The organism is Nocardioides psychrotolerans, from assembly GCF_900113685.1.
GTDB classification, from domain to species: domain Bacteria; phylum Actinomycetota; class Actinomycetes; order Propionibacteriales; family Nocardioidaceae; genus Nocardioides; species Nocardioides psychrotolerans.
This window is the reverse complement of the sequence record NZ_FOQG01000008.1, coordinates 34,503-50,860: the sequence shown is the minus strand read 5'-3', so window position 1 is coordinate 50,860 and position 16,358 is coordinate 34,503. Positions and strand designations below refer to the sequence as shown.

Genomic DNA, 16,358 nt, shown 5'->3' with positions numbered 1-16,358 from the left:
CCATGGCGCGGGCAGACAGGGAAGCCGCCGTCGCGGAGATCGTTGACTCGTTCAACGACTCCGCTGGCGCCGTGCTGACCGAGTACCGCGGTCTCACCGTCAAGGAGCTGCAGAACCTGCGCCGCTCCCTCGGTGAGAACGCCAACTACGCCGTGGTCAAGAACACGCTGGCCAAGATCGCCGCCAATCAGGTGGGCATCTCCGGCTTCGACGACCTGCTGACCGGCCCGACCGCGATCGCCTTCATCAAGGGCGACGTCGTCGAGGCGGCCAAGGGTCTGCGTGACTTTGCCAAGGCCAACCCCACCCTTGTCATCAAGGGTGGAGTCCTGGACGGCAACATCCTCGACGCGAAGGAGATCGGCAAGCTCGCCGACCTCGAGTCGCGCGAGGTGCTCCTGGGCAAGATGGCGGGCGCCATGCTCGCTTCTCTCAGCCAGGCCGTCTACCTGCTCAACGCCCCCCTCGCCCAGGTTGCCCGGCTCGCCGGCGCACTCCAGGCGAAGGCAGAGCAGGACCCCTCGATCCTCGCAGGTGGTGCCCCCGTGGAGCCTGACTCCGCGCCGGCCGCCGCTGAGGAGGCCCCGAAGGCAGCTGCTGCTGACGAGGCCCCCACCGACGAGGCTGACGCCTCCGACGAGGGCGAAGCCACCGAGTCCTGATCCAGGACCTCGGCACCCACCACCTGAAACCCGGTCCACCGCGCTGCGGTGGACCACCGAATGGAAGGAAACGCCACCATGGCGAAGCTCAGCACTGACGAGCTGCTCGACGCGTTCAAGGAAATGACCCTCATCGAGCTCTCCGAGTTCGTGAAGCAGTTCGAGGAGACCTTCGGCGTGACCGCCGCTGCTCCCGTCGCTGTTGCCGCTGCTCCTGCTGCCGGCGGCGGCGCCGGTGGCGAGGAGGCCGCTGTGCAGGATGAGTTCGACGTCATCCTCGAGGCTGCCGGCGAGAAGAAGATCAACGTCATCAAGGAGGTGCGCGCCCTGACCTCCCTCGGACTCAAGGAGGCCAAGGAGCTGGTCGAGGCCGCGCCCAAGGCTGTTGTCGAGAAGGTCGACAAGGCCGCTGCGGAGAAGGCGAAGGAGGCCCTCGAGGCCGTCGGCGCCACCGTCACGCTCAAGTGACCCGCAGGGTCGTGCGCGGCTGATCCCCCAGCAGATCGACGCTCGCGCACGGGCCAGCACCATGCACACCATGCACACCAGGCGGTCACCCCACACGGGGTGGCCGCCTGCTGTGCGCTCTCAGGTGACGTCGGTTACCTTTGCGCCAGGTCATACCCAGGGTCACAGGTACATCTCGCCAACCGTCCAGACGGTGACGCGGGGCACAATGTTGCGTAACCTCACCGCGGTAGCACCGTTGTTACTGGCGAGTGGGGTTGCGCTGAAGCACGGCGCGGCCATGACCCGTGCACTGGTTCGGGGTCGAGGGGAGAGAGACGACATGGGCGTAGAGATCAAGGTCAACGACCTCACAAAGTCCTTTGGCAAGCAGCTGATCTGGGGCGATGTGTCGCTGACGATCCCTGCTGGTGAGATCTGCGTGATGCTGGGGCCCTCGGGCACGGGCAAGTCGGTCTTCCTGAAGACCCTGATCGGGCTGCTGAAGCCCGACAAGGGCTCGATCATCATCGAGGGCACCGACATCGCGAGCTGCTCGGAGAAGGAGCTCTACGAGATCCGCAAGCTCTTCGGCGTGCTGTTCCAGGACGGCGCGATGTTCGGCTCGATGAACCTCTACGACAACGTGGCGTTCCCGTTGCGCGAGCACACGAAGAAGTCCGAGTCCGAGGTCCGCGACATCGTCATGGAGAAGATGGACCTGGTGGGTCTGCTCGGTGCCGAGGACAAGCTCCCCGGTGAGATCTCCGGCGGCATGCGCAAGCGCGCTGGCCTGGCCCGTGCCCTGGTCCTCGACCCCGAGATCGTCCTGTTCGACGAGCCCGACTCGGGTCTGGACCCGGTCCGCACGTCGTTCCTCAACCAGCTGATCATCGACCTCAACGCGCAGATCGACGCGACGTTCCTGATCGTGACCCACGACGTCAACACCGCCCGCACCGTGCCCGACAACATCGGCCTGCTCTACCACAAGCACCTGGCGATGTTCGGCCCCCGCGAGATGCTGCTGAGCTCCGAGGAGCCGGTGGTGCGCCAGTTCCTCAACGCCCAGCGGGTCGGCCCGATCGGGATGTCGGAGGAGAAGGACGCCGACGAGCTCGCGGCCGAGGAGGGCCAGGAGCTTCCGCCGCTGCCGCCGATCCCGTTCCAGCAGGAGCCGTCCAACGGCGTCCCGCGTCGCAGCCAGCGCGAGCCCGGGGCATGGTGCCGCGACAACGGCGTCACGCCTCCTCCGGGCTCGTTCGAGGAAAACATGTCCATGACCATCGGAAGCTGACGGGGGGACTCAGACCTCGTGGCATCCACAGCGACCAGGGTCCTCGCCCCAGTCGGCGCCGCAGGCAAGCTCTTTGCCTTCGGTCTCGACGTCGGGCGGGCTCTCTTCAAACGCCCCTTCCAGCTGCGCGAGTTCCTGCAGCAGGCTTGGTTCATCGCGTCCGTCACCATCATCCCGACGGCGCTCGTCGCCATCCCCTTCGGCGCGGTCATCGCGTTGCAGGTCGGTGGGCTCATCAAGCAGTTCGGTGCGCAGTCGTTCACCGGCTCCGCCTCGGTGCTGGCGGTGGTCCAGCAGGCCGGTCCGATCGCGACCGCCCTGTTGATCGCGGGCGCAGGCGGCTCCGCCATCGCCGCAGACCTCGGCGCGCGCAAGATCCGCGAGGAGCTCGATGCGATGATGGTGCTCGGCATCGACCCGATCCAGCGGCTCGTCGTCCCCCGCGTGCTCGCTTGCATGCTCGTCGCGTTCTTCCTCAACGGCATGGTGACCGTCGTCGGAGTAGCCGGCGGCTACGTCTTCAACGTCGTGCTCCAGGACGGCACCCCGGGCGCCTACCTGGCCAGCTTCACCGCGCTCGCGCAGCTGCCCGACCTGTGGGTGGGTCTCCTCAAGGCCCTGGTCTTCGGGTTCATCGCCGCGATCGTCGCCTCCTACAAGGGCATGAACGCCGGCGGCGGGCCCAAGGGTGTGGGTGACGCGGTCAACGAGTCGGTCGTCATCACGTTCCTGATGCTGTTCGTCGTCAACTTCGTGATGAGCACGATCTACCTCCAAGTCATCCCACCGAAGACGGGTTGACGACCATGGCCAACATCAAGTCCGTCTACGAGAAGCCCCTGGGATCGCTCAACGACCTCGGCGGTCAGCTCGCGTTCTACCTCGGCGTCCTGCGCGCCATTCCGCGCTCGATCAAGCGCTATCCCAAGGAGATCCTGCGGATCCTGGCCGAGGTCACCCTCGGCTCCGGGTCCCTGGCTGTCATCGGCGGCACCGTCGGCGTGATCGCCGGCATGACCTTCTTCACCGGCGCGCAGGTCGGGCTCTCGGGCTACGCCGCGCTCAACCAGCTCGGCACGGCGGCGTTCTCCGGCTTCGTCTCCGCCTACTTCAACACCCGCGAGATCGCACCGCTGGTCGCAGGCATCGCGCTGGCGGCCACCGTGGGCTGCGGCTTCACCGCCCAGCTCGGCGCCATGCGGATCTCCGAGGAGGTTGACGCCCTCGAGACGATGGCCATCCCCTCGATGCCCTTCCTCGTCGCGACCCGTGTCGTGGGTGGCCTCATCGCCATCGTCCCGCTCTACGTCGTGGGACTGCTGTCGTCCTACTTCGCGAGCAGGTTGATCGTCACGCAGTTCTACGGGCAGAGCGCGGGCACCTACGACTACTACTTCAACGCCTTCCTGCCACCGGGCGACGTCCTGTGGTCCTTCGGGAAGGTGCTGGTCTTCGCGGTCGTCGTCATCCTGATCCACTGCTACCACGGCTACAACGCCTCCGGCGGTCCGGCCGGGGTCGGCGTGGCCGTGGGCCGGGCGGTGCGCACGAGCATCGTCGCCATCAACGTCATCGACCTGTTCCTGTCGATGGCCATCTGGGGCACCACCACAACCGTCAGACTGGCGGGATGAGCGGATGAAGATCCTGAAGAACTACAAGCTGTTGGGCGTGGCGTTCCTGGCGCTGCTGATCCTGGGCGTCTATGCCACCTACTCCATCTTCACCAAGAAGTACGTCGACTACGACGAGGTGACGCTGCAGACCTCATCGATCGGCCTGCAGCTCCCCTCGCGAGCCGACGTCAAGATCCGCGGCGTCATCGTGGGCGAGGTCCTCGAGTTCGACACGGTCTCGGAGGGCGCCGAGCTGACTCTCGGCATCTTCCCGGAGGAGATGGACACGATCCCGGCCAACGTGACCGGCGCGATCATCCCCAAGACCCTGTTCGGTGAGAAATATGTCAGCCTCGAGATCCCCCAGAGCGGCCCTGAGGGCCAGCTCGCCGAGGACGCGGTGATCAGCCGGACCCTCGTCAGCACCGAGGTCGAGCAGGTGCTCTCCGACCTCTACCCGCTGCTGCGCGCTGTCCAGCCCGCCGACATCAACATGACACTCAACGCCCTGGCCACGGCGCTGGAGGGACGCGGCAACGCCATCGGGGAGAACCTCGAGACCGTCGACGCCTATCTCAAGCGGCTCAACCCCCAGATCCCAGGCCTCGTCGAGGACCTGCGTCTGACCGCCCAGGTCTCCGACATCTACAGCGACGTGCTGCCCGAGGTGGCGCAGATCCTGGAGAACACGATCACGACCACCGGCACCCTCGAAGACCGCTCCGCCAAGCTCAGCGCACTGTTCACCGATGTTGCCTCGTTCTCCGACACCGCTCGCACGTTCCTGGACGACAACGGTGACAACATCACGCGACTCGGCCAGGTCAGTGCCCCCCAACTGAGGGTGCTGGCACGTTACTCGCCAGAGTTCCCCTGCCTCACCGCCGGCATCGTGAAGGCCGGCAAGCTCCAGGCCGAGGCCTTCCGTGGCTTCACCTTGCACATCGTGCTGGAGACGCTGCCACGCCAGCCGCGTCCCTACAACACGAACGACAAGCCGCGGGTCGCCACGGACCGTGGTCCGACCTGCCTCAATCTCCCGAACCCGCCTTGGACCCAGGAGAACCCGCTCAAACGGCAGCCTGACTTCGACGACGGCGTGGACGAGCCGACCGGCAAGGGGACCTCTCGCGTGACACCCGGTTACTACTACTTCGACGGCGCCGGAGAGCCCGGGAGCTCCGAGGAGTCCGCGCTGCTCAAGGAGCTCATGGGCCCCGGCTTCGGCGTGCCCGCCGCGGAGGTCTCCGACCTCAGCGTCCTGCTCGTGGGTCCGCTGGCCCGTGGCGCGGAAGTGAGTCTCCGCTGATGGCCCTCCTCGACAAGCGCACCCTCAACGACCTGATCAAGCTCGTGATCTTCATCGTGGTCACCACGCTCGCCACCGGGGTGCTGATCGTGACGATCGGCAACCTGTCCTTCCAGGGCTCGCGCGACTACCAGGCGGAGTTCGTCGACGCGACGGGTGTCGTCAAGGGTGACGACGTCCGCATCGCCGGCGTCAGGGTCGGCACCGTCAGCGACGTCGCGATCATCGACCGCAACCGCGCGATGGTCTCCTTCAGCGTCGAGGAGACCACGATGCTCAACGAGGCCACCACGGCGACGATCCGTTACCGCAACCTCGTGGGACAGCGCTACATCGCCCTGGACCAGCAGGTCGGCGATGCCGAGGTGCTCCAGGAGGGCGACACGATCCCGGTCGATCAGACCGCCCCGGCGCTGGACCTCACCGTCCTCTTCAACGGGTTCAAGCCGCTCTTCGAGGCCCTCTCACCCGACGACCTCAACAAGCTCTCCTACGAGGTCGTCCAGGTCTTCCAGGGCGAGGGCGGGACGCTCGAGAGCCTGCTGAGCAACACGGCGTCGATCACCTCCACGCTGGCCGCGCGCGACCAGGTGATCGGGGACCTGATCACCAACCTCAACACCGTGCTCGACAACTTGGCCGACCGCGATGACCAGCTCAGCGACCTGATCACGACCTTCCGCACCTTCGTCGCAGGGCTCAACGAGGACCGCGAGGCGATCTTGGGCTCGCTCGACCAGATCTCGGCGCTGTCGGTGGAGACGGCCGGACTGGTCGAGGGCATCCGGCCCCCCTTCGTCGAGGACATCAAGCAGCTGCGCCGGTTCGCGACCAACGTCGCCCGCGGCAAGGGTGAGCTCGACCGGGCTCTCCAGGTGCTTCCGATCAAGCTCGAGAAGGTCGGTCGCACCGCGATCTACGGGTCGTTCTTCAACTTCTACCTCTGCAACTTCCAGGGCAAGATCCGACTGCCCGGCAACCTCAGCGTTCCCGTCAACTTCGACACGGCCGCAGCAAGGTGTGATCTGGGATGAAGCCCTTCCGCGAGCGCAATCCGGTGATCATCGGGGCGGCGAGCATCACGGTCCTGGTGCTCCTGCTGATCGCCGCCTTCCGTGCCCAGGATCTCCCGCTGATCGGTGGGGGCGACACCTACTACGCCGCCTTCAGCGAGGCCGGGGGGCTCAAGGCCAACGACGAGGTCCGCATCGCGGGCGTCCGCGTCGGCAAGGTCGAGGACGTCGAGATCGAGGACGGTCACGTGCGGGTGACCTTCCGGGTCAAGACCGACTCCGAGTTCGGCGAGCTCACGCAGGCCGCCATCAAGATCAAGACCCTCCTCGGGGCGATGTTCATCTCCCTGGAGCCCGCGGGCGAGGGTCAGCTCGAGGACGGCTCCGAGATCCCGCTCGAGCGCACGAGCTCGCCGTTCGACGTGGTCGACGCCTTCTCCGGCCTGGCCGAGACCTCGGCCGAGATCGACACCGACCAGCTCGCCAAGTCGATGACGACGCTGGCCGACCTGACGCGCAACACGCCCGAGGAGTTCCGCTCGGCGCTCGACGGCGTCTCGGCCCTCTCGCGGACCATCGCCTCGCGCGACGACCAGATCAACTCGCTGCTGACCAATCTCGACCGGGTCTCCACGGTGCTCGACGATCGGGACCAGGACATCATCGCCCTGATGGAGGACGGCGATGTCCTGTTCCGGGCCTTGGTGGCCCGCCGCGACTCGGTGCACGACCTGCTGGTCTCGACCACGAAGATCTCCCGGGAGCTGACCCTGCTCGTCGAGCAGACACGCTCGGACCTCAAGCCCGCTCTGCTCAAGCTCGAAGAGGTCGTGGACGTGCTCAACAAGAACGAGGACAACCTCGACAACAGCCTGCGCCTGATGGCGCCGTTCTACCGGGTCTTCGCCAACACCCTGGGCAACGGGCCCTGGTTCGACACCTACATCCAGAACATTCCTCCCGTGGGAGGGCCGCGACTGTGAAGACCGTGCAGAAGTTCATCGGACCCCTGCTCGTGGTCGCCCTCGTGGTTGCCGCTGTGCTGACGTTGATCGGGGGAGAGGAGCGCAAGACGCTCACGGCCCACTTCCCCCGCGCGATCTCGATCTATGAGGGGAGCGAGGTCCGCGTCCTCGGCGTCCCGATCGGCACCGTCGACACCGTCACCCCCTCCGGCACGGACGTGGTGGTCACCATGAGCTATGACGCCGATGTCAAGATCCCCACCGATGCCGAGGCCCTCATCATCGCGCCCTCGATTGTGGGTGACCGCTACATCCAGTTGACCCCGGTCTACACGAAGGGTGACGTGCTGGCCGACAACACCGAGCTCGACGCGGGGCGCACGGCCGTGCCCCTGGAGCTGGACCAGATCTACTCCAGCCTCGACCGCCTCAACCTGGCGCTGGGACCCGACGGTGCCAACAAGAGGGGCGCCCTGACCGACCTGCTCGAGACCACGGCCGCCAACTTCGGCGGTGAGGGTGCTCAGTTCAACCAGACCATCAAGGACTTCGCCACCTTCAGCGCCACCTTGGACAACAACAAGGAGGAGCTGTTCGGCTCCGCCGAGCAGCTCGGCAAGTTCATCGAGACGCTCGCCGACAACGACGCGACGGTCCGCCGCTTCAACACCTCGCTCAGTTCGGTCTCGACCCTGTTGGCGGGAGAGCGGCAGGAGCTGGCCGCCTCGTTGCGCAACCTCGGTGTCGCGCTGGGACAGGTCGGCACCTTCGTCCGGGAGAACCGTGAGGTCCTGGGGCGCAACATCACCAAGATCAACCGGGTCGCCAAGGTCCTGGTCAAGCAGCGTGGGGCCCTTGACGAGGTGCTGAGCGCTGCCCCGCTGGCGCTCAACAACCTGGCGCTGACCTACAACCCCGACGCCGGCACGTTGGACACCAACGCCAACATCGGAGAGCTCATCAACCAGATCGAGTCCGACCCCGCGACCCTGTTGTGCGGCTTCGTCAACAATGCGGACCCGAGCGGGGAGCTGTGCGACCTGATCGAGACGCTGCCGCTGCCCCGCACCGGCCCGTTCGGCGCCGGCACCGGGTCGTCCTACGGCGCCCAGTACGACCTCACCCTCGGTGGACTCGTGGAGGCGACCCGATGAAGGCCAAGATGCGGCTCCTGGTCGCCCTGCTCTTCGGCTCGCTCGCTCTGAGCGCGTGCGAATTCGACGTCTACAGCCTGCCGCTGCCCGGTGGCACCGACGTCGGCGACAACGCCATCACGGTCGACGTGATGTTCCGCGACGTGCTCGACCTGGTGCCGCAGTCGACCGTCAAGGTCAACGACGTCAGCGTCGGGCAGGTCAAGAGGGTCGAGCTGGACGGTCAGGTGGCCAGGGTGACCATCGAGCTGCGCGGTGACACCGAGCTTCCCGACGACGCCGTGGCCGAGATCAGGCAGACCAGCCTGCTGGGCGAGAAGTTCGTCTCGCTCAAGGCTCCCGAAGGTGGCGGCTCCGGCGATCTCGCGACCGGCGACGTCATCCCGCTCGAGCGCAGTGGCAACAACCCGGAGATCGAGGAGGTGCTCGGTGCGTTGAGCCTGCTCCTCAACGGCGGTGGCGTGGCCCAGCTCAAGACGATCACCCAGGAGCTCAACCTGGCACTGGAGGGTCGTGAGGACAGCGCCAAGTCCGTCCTCACCCAGATCGACCTGCTCGTGGGCCAGCTGGACGACAACAAGGCCGACATCGTAGACGCCATCGAGGGGCTGAACCGGCTCTCGCTGTCGGCGCGACGCCAGCAGGGCACGATCAACTCCGCACTCGAGGAGCTGCCCAGTGCCCTGACCTCCCTCGACGCCCAGCGCGGGGACCTGGTCAAGATGCTGCAGGCCCTCAACAACCTCGGCGATGTCGGGGTCCGGGTGATTCAGGAGTCCAAGGACGTCACGATCGCATCGTTCCGTCAGCTCCAGCCGGTGCTGACCGAGCTCGCCAACTCCGGTGACAACTTCGTCGACGCCTTCAACGTCTTCTTGACCTATCCGTTCGTCGACGAGGTCGTGGGCCGGGACCCGCAGGTGGCGCGCAATCTCCACATGGGTGACTACACCAACCTTTCGGTCACGCTCGACCTGGACTTCACCGGCGACAACGGCCTGCCCGACGTGCCCGGTATCCCCTGCTTCCCTCTGAGCGAGATCCCCGACGACATCCCGCTCGAGGAGCTCCTGGACCTGCCCAACCTCTGCGAGGGCGCCTCCAACGCGATCACGGCCTGCTTGAACGATCCCTCGGTGGCCAACTGTGAAGGGCTGCCTGCTGCACTCATCGACGCGGTCTGCGAATCCAGCGGGCTGCCGCTCCCGGGGCTGTGTGGCAGTGGCGGAGGTGGCGGCGGAGGAGGCGGCCTGCCCGGTCTGCCTGAGCTCCCAGGACTACCCGGAGGTGGCCTCGGCGGGCTCCTCGGAGCGGGACGCGCCGGCTTCGGGGCGCAGCAGGAGCCGGGCCAAGCAGGAGGAGCCACGATGGGACAGCTCATGGAGGCCTATGACCCTGCGCTGGTGTCGCTCCTGGTGCCGGGGATGGTGATCCGATGATCACCCGTCGCACCAAGCTGCAGCTGCTGGTCTTCGTGCTCATCACCCTGCTCGGCGTGACCTACGTCGGCGCCCGCTACGCCAAGCTCGACCGGCTGTTCATCGACGACACCTACACCGTGGTCGCGCACTTCCCCGAGTCCGGAGGAATCTTCGCCGGTGCCGAGGTCAACTATCGCGGGGTGAAGATCGGCCGGGTCGGCGAGCTGGTGCTCACCGACGAGGGGGTCGACGTGCACCTGGAGGTCGAGAAGACCTTCGATGCCATCCCTGCTGACACGATCGCCATCGTGGGCAACCGCTCGGCCGTCGGCGAGCAGTACGTCGAGCTCCAGCCCAACGTCGACGAGGCGCCGTTCCTGCGGGACGCCTCCGAGATCGACGAGGCGGACACCCGCACCCCGGTCTCCACCAACCAGCTGCTGACCAACCTCTCCAACACGGTCTCGTCGGTCGACCAGGAGGCCTTGCGCATCACGGTCAGCGAGTTCGGGGACGCGTTCGCAGGCGCGGGTGAGGACCTCGAGACGATCATCGACTCGGGCAACTCCTTCATCGAGGTCGCCAACCAGAACTTCGACGTCACCGACCGACTGATCGAGGACAGCAACGTGGTGCTGCGGGGACAGCTCGCCTCCGAGAGCGCGCTGCGGACCTTTGCCAGCCAGCTGGCACTGTTCAGCGAGACCCTCGCCGGCGCGGACGGTGACCTGCGCACGGTCATCGACACCGGCTCGGCCACAGCAACCCAGCTGCGGACCTTCCTTGAGCAGAACCGCGTCGAGCTGGGTGACCTGATCAACAACCTGGTCACGACGGGTGAGGTGGTCGTCAAGCGCCTGCCGGGCATCGCGCAGGTCCTCAGCATCTACCCCTATGTCGTCGAGGGTGGGTTCACCGTCGTCGCGAAGTCGCCGGACACCGGCCTCTTCGACGCGCACTTCGGGATGATCATCACCGACACCCCGGTGTGCCACCGTGGCTATGAGGGCACCGACACCCGTCCGCCGCAGGATGGGAGCAACCGCCCGATGAACGAGGAAGCTCGCTGCAGCGAGCCGCCCGCCATGAGCAACCCGCGTGGCTCTCAGAACGCGCCGAGCCGGGTGGCCCCGGTCATCGCGTCCTACGACGAGGAGACCGGCAAGCTGACCTGGGGCGACCGGGCGTCCCGTGCTGCGACCTCGACCGGTAGCGTGGCCCCGCCGACGTTGGGAGAGGAGTCGTGGAAGTGGCTGTACCTTCAGCCCCTGATGGCACCCCAGGGGTGACATCGAGCGTGACTTCCACACCCGACTCCGCAGCTCCGGGCTCGCGTCTGCTGCGTGCGCTGGTTCCCGCTCTGGTGCTCGTCATCGTCGGCTGCGTGGGGTCCCTGGTCTACCTGGCCGGGTCCCGCTCGGCGGAGGGTGCGTCCTTCGGCGACCGCGTCGGCTCGGTCTTCAAGGGGGACACCTCGCAGGCCCGCGAGCGCGAGGTGGCGATGTCGCAGGCCAAGCAGTTCGTCCTGCGCCTCAACAACTACGGCCCGCAGCTCCTCGACGAGAACAACGCGATGCCCGAGTATCGCGAGCTCGTCACCGAGGTCATCACACCCAAGTTCGCCACGGACTTCGAGAAGAACGCCGCCCTCGCCGAGCAGACCGTGGCCCAGGCCGGGGTCGGCCGTACCGGTGAGGTCTTCTCCACCGGCACATCAGCGATCGACGCCGACTCGGCAAAGGTCCTGGTGGCCGGCTCCTTCACCAACTCCTACCCCAACCCGCAGGCCCCGGAGGAGCGCATCGACACCGACTCGTTGCCCTTCCGGTTCGAGGTGTCGTTGAAGAAGATCGACGGCGAGTGGCTCGTCGACGACTTCGTGCCGCTGACCGGCGAGGATGAGGAGCCCCAGCAGTGAGTCCGCATTGGTACGACCTGCTCGACGTCGACCGGACCGCCTCCTCCGAGAGGATCCGCTCGGCCTGGAAGTCCTCCATCGCCGACCTGGACCCGAGCGACCGACGCTTCCGCGTGCTCAACGAGGCTGCCGAGATCCTGCTCGACCCCGATCGTCGGGCTGCCTACGACGCCACGCTGGCCGAGGAGGAGGTGGAGGAGGAACAGGTCGAGGGGGAGCCTGAGCAGGAGACCGTCGGGGCACTGCCCGCCACCCACGAGCCAGCCGGTCGTCAGGGCAATCGCATCGCCCTCGTCGCGCTCCTGGCCGTGGTGGCCATCGCCGTCGTCTGCGTCACCATCTTCGCCTGGACCCGGCCGGGGCCGATCGACGAAGGTCCCGCGCTGGCGGCGGCCGAGGCCGCGGTGTTCCCCGTGCTGTCCTACGACTACCGGACGCTGGACGAGGACGCCGAGGCGGCCAAGTCCTACATGACGAGGGACTTTGCCAAGAGCTACGACGAGACATTCACGCTCCTGCAGGAGAACGCGGCGCGCACGAAGACGGTCGTCCGGGTCGACAACGTCGTCGCCAACTCGGTGGTGCGCTCGAGCGAGGGTCGAGTCGACGTGCTCCTCTTCGTCAACCGCTCCCGGAGCAACGCTGCGCAGGAGGACACGTTCCGCGACCAGGTGACGATGCAGATGCGTCTCGTCGACGGCACGTGGCTCCTCGACGGTCTCGTGACGACGCCGGCCGCGGCCTGATCAAGGCGCCGAAGCTCCCGTTCGTCCACACCGCGCCGCCGCGGTGCTTGACCTGACGGGCTGCGCAGCGGATGATCCTCGGCAACGCTCGTCGGTTCGGCGCATGCAGGTCTTGTTGTGCGCCCATATTTGTTGTATGGTGGCGCATTGCGCCTGCCCTCAAATACTCGTCAGCCTGCCCGGTGGCTGAACCTGTGGTGGTCCGGCGCCATTCTCAGAGCCACACGTCGAAGGACAACTCTTGGCCGCGCGCAGCACCTCCGCCACCTCCGGTTCAACCAGTTCCCGCCGCATCTCTTTCGCAAAGATCAAGGAGCCTCTCGAGGTTCCCCAGCTCCTTTCTCTCCAGACCGACGCCTTCGACTGGCTGATCGGCAACGAGAAGTGGGATGCCGTCGTCGAGCGTCGCCGCTCCGAGGGTGAGGACGTCTCCAGCAAGTCCGGTCTGACCGAGATCTTCGAGGAGATCTCCCCGATCGAGGACTTCTCCGAGACGATGTCCCTCGCCTTCGAGAGCCCGGTCTTCTACGACCCCAAGTACACGGTCGATGAGTGCAAGGAGAAGGACTTCACCTACTCCGCTCCGCTCTACGTCTCGGCGGAGTTCACCAACAACGACACCGGTGAGATCAAGGGTCAGACGGTCTTCATGGGCGATTTCCCGCTCATGACGCCCAAGGGCACCTTCGTCATCAACGGCACCGAGCGCGTCGTCGTCTCGCAGCTCGTCCGCTCGCCGGGCGTCTACTTCGAGCGCACCGCCGACAAGACGTCCGACAAGGACATCTACACCGCCAAGCTGATCCCCTCGCGCGGAGCCTGGCTCGAGTTCGAGATCGACAAGCGCGACCTGGTCGGTGTCCGCCTCGACCGCAAGCGCAAGCAGAACATCACGGTCCTGCTCAAGGCCCTCCAGGCCGTCGCCGAGGACATCGGCGAGGACTACGACTACGACGCTGTCATGGCCGACCTGCGCCAGTTCGAGTCGATCCAGCTGACCGAGGAGAAGGACCACACCCAGGGTCCCGACGACGCTCTGCTCGACATCTATCGCAAGCTGCGTCCCGGCGAGCCCCCCACCCGTGAGGCCGCGCTGACGCTGTTGAAGAACTACTACTTCAACCCCAAGCGCTACGACCTGGCCAAGGTCGGTCGCTACAAGATCAACAAGAAGCTCGGCCTGCTCGAGGCCTTCGACCACCAGACGCTGACCATCGCCGACGTCGTCGCGGCCATCAAGTACATCGTGGCCCTGCACGACGGTCGTGAGCAGCTCGAGACGCCCCAGGGCGCCCTCGACATCGGTGCCGACGACATCGACCACTTCGGCAACCGCCGGATGCGCACCGTGGGCGAGCTCATCCAGAACCAGCTCCGCACAGGTCTGGCCCGCATGGAGCGCGTGGTCCGTGAGCGGATGACGACCCAGGACGTCGAGGCGATCACGCCGCAGTCGCTGATCAACATCCGACCCGTGGTGGCGGCGCTGAAGGAGTTCTTCGGCACCTCGCAGCTCTCGCAGTTCATGGACCAGACGAACCCGATCTCCGGCCTGACGCACAAGCGTCGACTGTCGGCTCTCGGGCCCGGCGGTCTGTCCCGTGACCGCGCCGGCATGGAGGTCCGTGACGTCCACCCGTCGCACTATGGCCGCATGTGCCCGATCGAGACGCCGGAAGGCCCCAACATCGGCCTGATCGGGTCGCTGGCCTCCTACGGCCGCATCAACCCGTTCGGCTTCGTCGAGACGCCCTACCGCAAGGTCGAGAACGGTCACGTCACCGAGAAGATCGACTACCTCACCGCTGACGACGAGGACCGCTACGTCATCGCGCAGGCCAACGCGGCCCTCGACGACAACGACACCTTCGTCGAGGAGCGGGTGCTGGTCCGCCAGCGCCGCGGCGAGGTCTCCGAGATCCTCGCGGGCGAGGTCGACTACATGGACGTCTCGCCGCGCCAGATGGTCTCCGTCGCGACCGCCCTGATCCCCTTCCTCGAGCACGACGACGCCAACCGCGCGCTCATGGGCGCCAACATGCAGCGCCAGGCCGTGCCGCTCATCGTGAGCGACTCGCCCCTGGTCGGCACCGGCATCGAGTACCGCGCGGCGGTCGACGCCGGCGACGTGGTCGTGGCCGTCAAGGCCGGTGTGGTCAAGGAGGTCTCCGCCGACGTCATCGAGGCGATGAACGACGACGGCACCTACTCGACGTACAAGCTGGCGAAGTTCAAGCGCTCGAACCAGGGCACCTGCATCAACCAGCGGCCCCTGGTCGCCGACGGTGACCGGCTCGAGATCGGCACGCCGATCGCCGACGGTCCGTGCACCGACAAGGCGGAGATGGCGCTGGGCACCAACCTGCTCGTCGCCTTCATGCCCTGGCAGGGTCACAACTACGAGGACGCGATCATCCTGAGCCAGCGTCTGGTCCAGGAGGACGTCCTCACCTCGATCCACATCGAGGAGCACGAGGTCGACGCCCGCGACACCAAGCTCGGCCCCGAGGAGATCACCCGGGACATCCCCAACGTCTCCGAGGAGATGCTGGCCGACCTCGACGAGCGCGGCATCATCCGCATCGGCGCCGAGGTCACCACCGGTGACATCCTCGTCGGCAAGGTGACGCCCAAGGGCGAGACCGAGCTGACCCCGGAGGAGCGTCTGCTCCGCGCGATCTTCGGCGAGAAGGCGCGCGAGGTGCGCGACACCTCGATGAAGGTGCCGCACGGTGAGTCCGGCACAGTCATCGGCGTGCGCGTCTTCGACCGTGAGGACGGCGACGAGCTGCCCCCCGGCGTCAACCAGCTGGTCCGCGTCTACGTGGCGCAGAAGCGCAAGATCTCGGTGGGCGACAAGCTCGCCGGTCGTCACGGCAACAAGGGCGTCATCGCGAAGATCCTGCCGATCGAGGACATGCCGTTCATGGAGGACGGCACCCCGGTCGACGTGGTCCTCAACCCGCTGGGCGTCCCGCGACGGATGAACATCGGTCAGATCCTCGAGCTCCACCTCGGCTGGCTCGCCAAGCAGGGCTGGGACCTCGACTTCATGGAGGACAAGTCCGACGCCGACTGGAAGCAGCGGCTGATCAAGATCCACGCGGACAAGGCGGCGCCCAACACCAAGGTGGCGACACCGGTGTTCGACGGTGCCCGCGAGGACGAGATCACTGGTCTGTTGGGCGCCACCACGCCCAACCGTGACGGCGTGCGGCTGATCGGCGACACCGGCAAGGCCAACCTGTTCGACGGCCGCTCCGGTGAGCCCTTCGCCGACCCGGTGGCCGTGGGCTACATGTACATCCTGAAGCTCCACCACCTCGTCGACGACAAGATCCACGCACGCTCGACCGGCCCCTACTCGATGATCACGCAGCAGCCCCTGGGCGGCAAGGCCCAGTTCGGCGGCCAGCGGTTCGGCGAGATGGAGGTCTGGGCGATGGAGGCCTACGGTGCCGCCTACGCGCTTCAGGAGCTGCTCACGATCAAGTCCGACGACGTGCCTGGTCGCGTCAAGGTCTACGAGGCGATCGTCAAGGGCGAGAACATCCCCGACTCCGGCATCCCCGAGTCCTTCAAGGTGCTCGTCAAGGAGATGCAGTCGCTCTGCCTGAATGTCGAGGTCCTGAGCCAGGACGGTTCGCAGATCGAGCTGCGCGACGCCGAGGAAGACGTCTTCCGCGCCGCCGAGGAGCTCGGCATCGACCTGTCTCGTCGCGAGCCCAGCTCCGTCGAAGAAGTCTGAGGTGTGAGGCCGCCCGCCTGAGGCGGGCGGCCTGCCCTCGGTCCGCACCTTTTTTCTAGCTT

Annotated in this window: 14 protein-coding genes; all 14 read left to right on the top strand. The window is 66.6% G+C overall.

All coding sequences use genetic code 11. The features are described from left to right. Window positions 1–2: 2 nt before the first annotated feature. The 14 genes from rplJ to rpoB all read left to right on the top strand — a co-directional run bounded on the left by rplJ (window position 3) and on the right by rpoB (window position 16,296). Window positions 3–662 (top strand): 50S ribosomal protein L10, encoded by a 660-nt coding sequence (rplJ, locus tag BM204_RS11345; RefSeq protein ID WP_091113300.1) that lies wholly within the window; start codon window positions 3–5, stop codon window positions 660–662. A gap of 78 nt (window positions 663–740) precedes the next feature. Beyond that, a complete protein-coding gene (rplL, locus tag BM204_RS11340) occupies window positions 741–1,130 on the top strand; it encodes a 50S ribosomal protein L7/L12 (RefSeq protein ID WP_091113298.1) in 390 nt (129 codons plus the stop codon). Between the two features lie 322 nt (window positions 1,131–1,452). Further along, window positions 1,453–2,406 (top strand): ABC transporter ATP-binding protein, encoded by a 954-nt coding sequence (locus tag BM204_RS11335; RefSeq protein WP_091113295.1) that lies wholly within the window; start codon window positions 1,453–1,455, stop codon window positions 2,404–2,406. An 18-nt stretch (window positions 2,407–2,424) separates the two neighbouring features. After that, the gene (locus BM204_RS11330; protein ID WP_091113294.1) at window positions 2,425–3,207 is read left to right on the top strand and encodes an MlaE family ABC transporter permease; all 783 of its coding nucleotides are present in this window, start codon (window positions 2,425–2,427) and stop codon (window positions 3,205–3,207) included. A 5-nt stretch (window positions 3,208–3,212) separates the two neighbouring features. Then, a complete protein-coding gene (locus BM204_RS11325) occupies window positions 3,213–4,040 on the top strand; it encodes an MlaE family ABC transporter permease (RefSeq protein WP_091113292.1) in 828 nt (275 codons plus the stop codon). Window positions 4,041–4,044: 4 nt separating this feature from the next. After that, complete coding sequence (locus BM204_RS11320; protein ID WP_091113289.1) at window positions 4,045–5,331, top strand: MCE family protein; 1,287 nt, start codon at window positions 4,045–4,047, stop codon at window positions 5,329–5,331. Beyond that, a complete protein-coding gene (locus BM204_RS11315; protein WP_091113288.1) occupies window positions 5,331–6,365 on the top strand; it encodes an MCE family protein in 1,035 nt (344 codons plus the stop codon). Before BM204_RS11320 ends, BM204_RS11315 begins: the two co-directional genes overlap by 1 nt. Continuing rightward, a complete protein-coding gene (locus BM204_RS11310; RefSeq protein WP_091113286.1) occupies window positions 6,362–7,327 on the top strand; it encodes an MCE family protein in 966 nt (321 codons plus the stop codon). Before BM204_RS11315 ends, BM204_RS11310 begins: the two co-directional genes overlap by 4 nt. Then, window positions 7,324–8,463, top strand: a complete 1,140-nt coding sequence (locus BM204_RS11305) for an MCE family protein (RefSeq protein WP_246166264.1) — start codon at window positions 7,324–7,326, stop codon at window positions 8,461–8,463. The genes BM204_RS11310 and BM204_RS11305 overlap by 4 nt, the downstream gene beginning before the upstream one ends. Then, window positions 8,460–9,902, top strand: coding sequence for an MCE family protein (locus BM204_RS11300; RefSeq protein ID WP_091113284.1), 1,443 nt, complete (start codon window positions 8,460–8,462; stop codon window positions 9,900–9,902). The genes BM204_RS11305 and BM204_RS11300 overlap by 4 nt, the downstream gene beginning before the upstream one ends. After that, entirely contained in the window at window positions 9,899–11,173 is a 1,275-nt protein-coding gene (locus BM204_RS11295; protein ID WP_091113282.1) for an MCE family protein, read from the top strand. The genes BM204_RS11300 and BM204_RS11295 overlap by 4 nt, the downstream gene beginning before the upstream one ends. A gap of 8 nt (window positions 11,174–11,181) precedes the next feature. Beyond that, a complete protein-coding gene (locus BM204_RS11290) occupies window positions 11,182–11,802 on the top strand; it encodes a hypothetical protein (RefSeq protein WP_143099731.1) in 621 nt (206 codons plus the stop codon). Continuing rightward, window positions 11,799–12,548, top strand: coding sequence for a DnaJ domain-containing protein (locus BM204_RS11285; protein ID WP_091113279.1), 750 nt, complete (start codon window positions 11,799–11,801; stop codon window positions 12,546–12,548). Before BM204_RS11290 ends, BM204_RS11285 begins: the two co-directional genes overlap by 4 nt. A gap of 241 nt (window positions 12,549–12,789) precedes the next feature. Then, window positions 12,790–16,296: a DNA-directed RNA polymerase subunit beta gene (gene rpoB / locus BM204_RS11280; protein WP_091113276.1), complete on the top strand. Its 3,507-nt coding sequence runs from the start codon at window positions 12,790–12,792 to the stop codon at window positions 16,294–16,296. Window positions 16,297–16,358 lie beyond the last annotated feature (62 nt).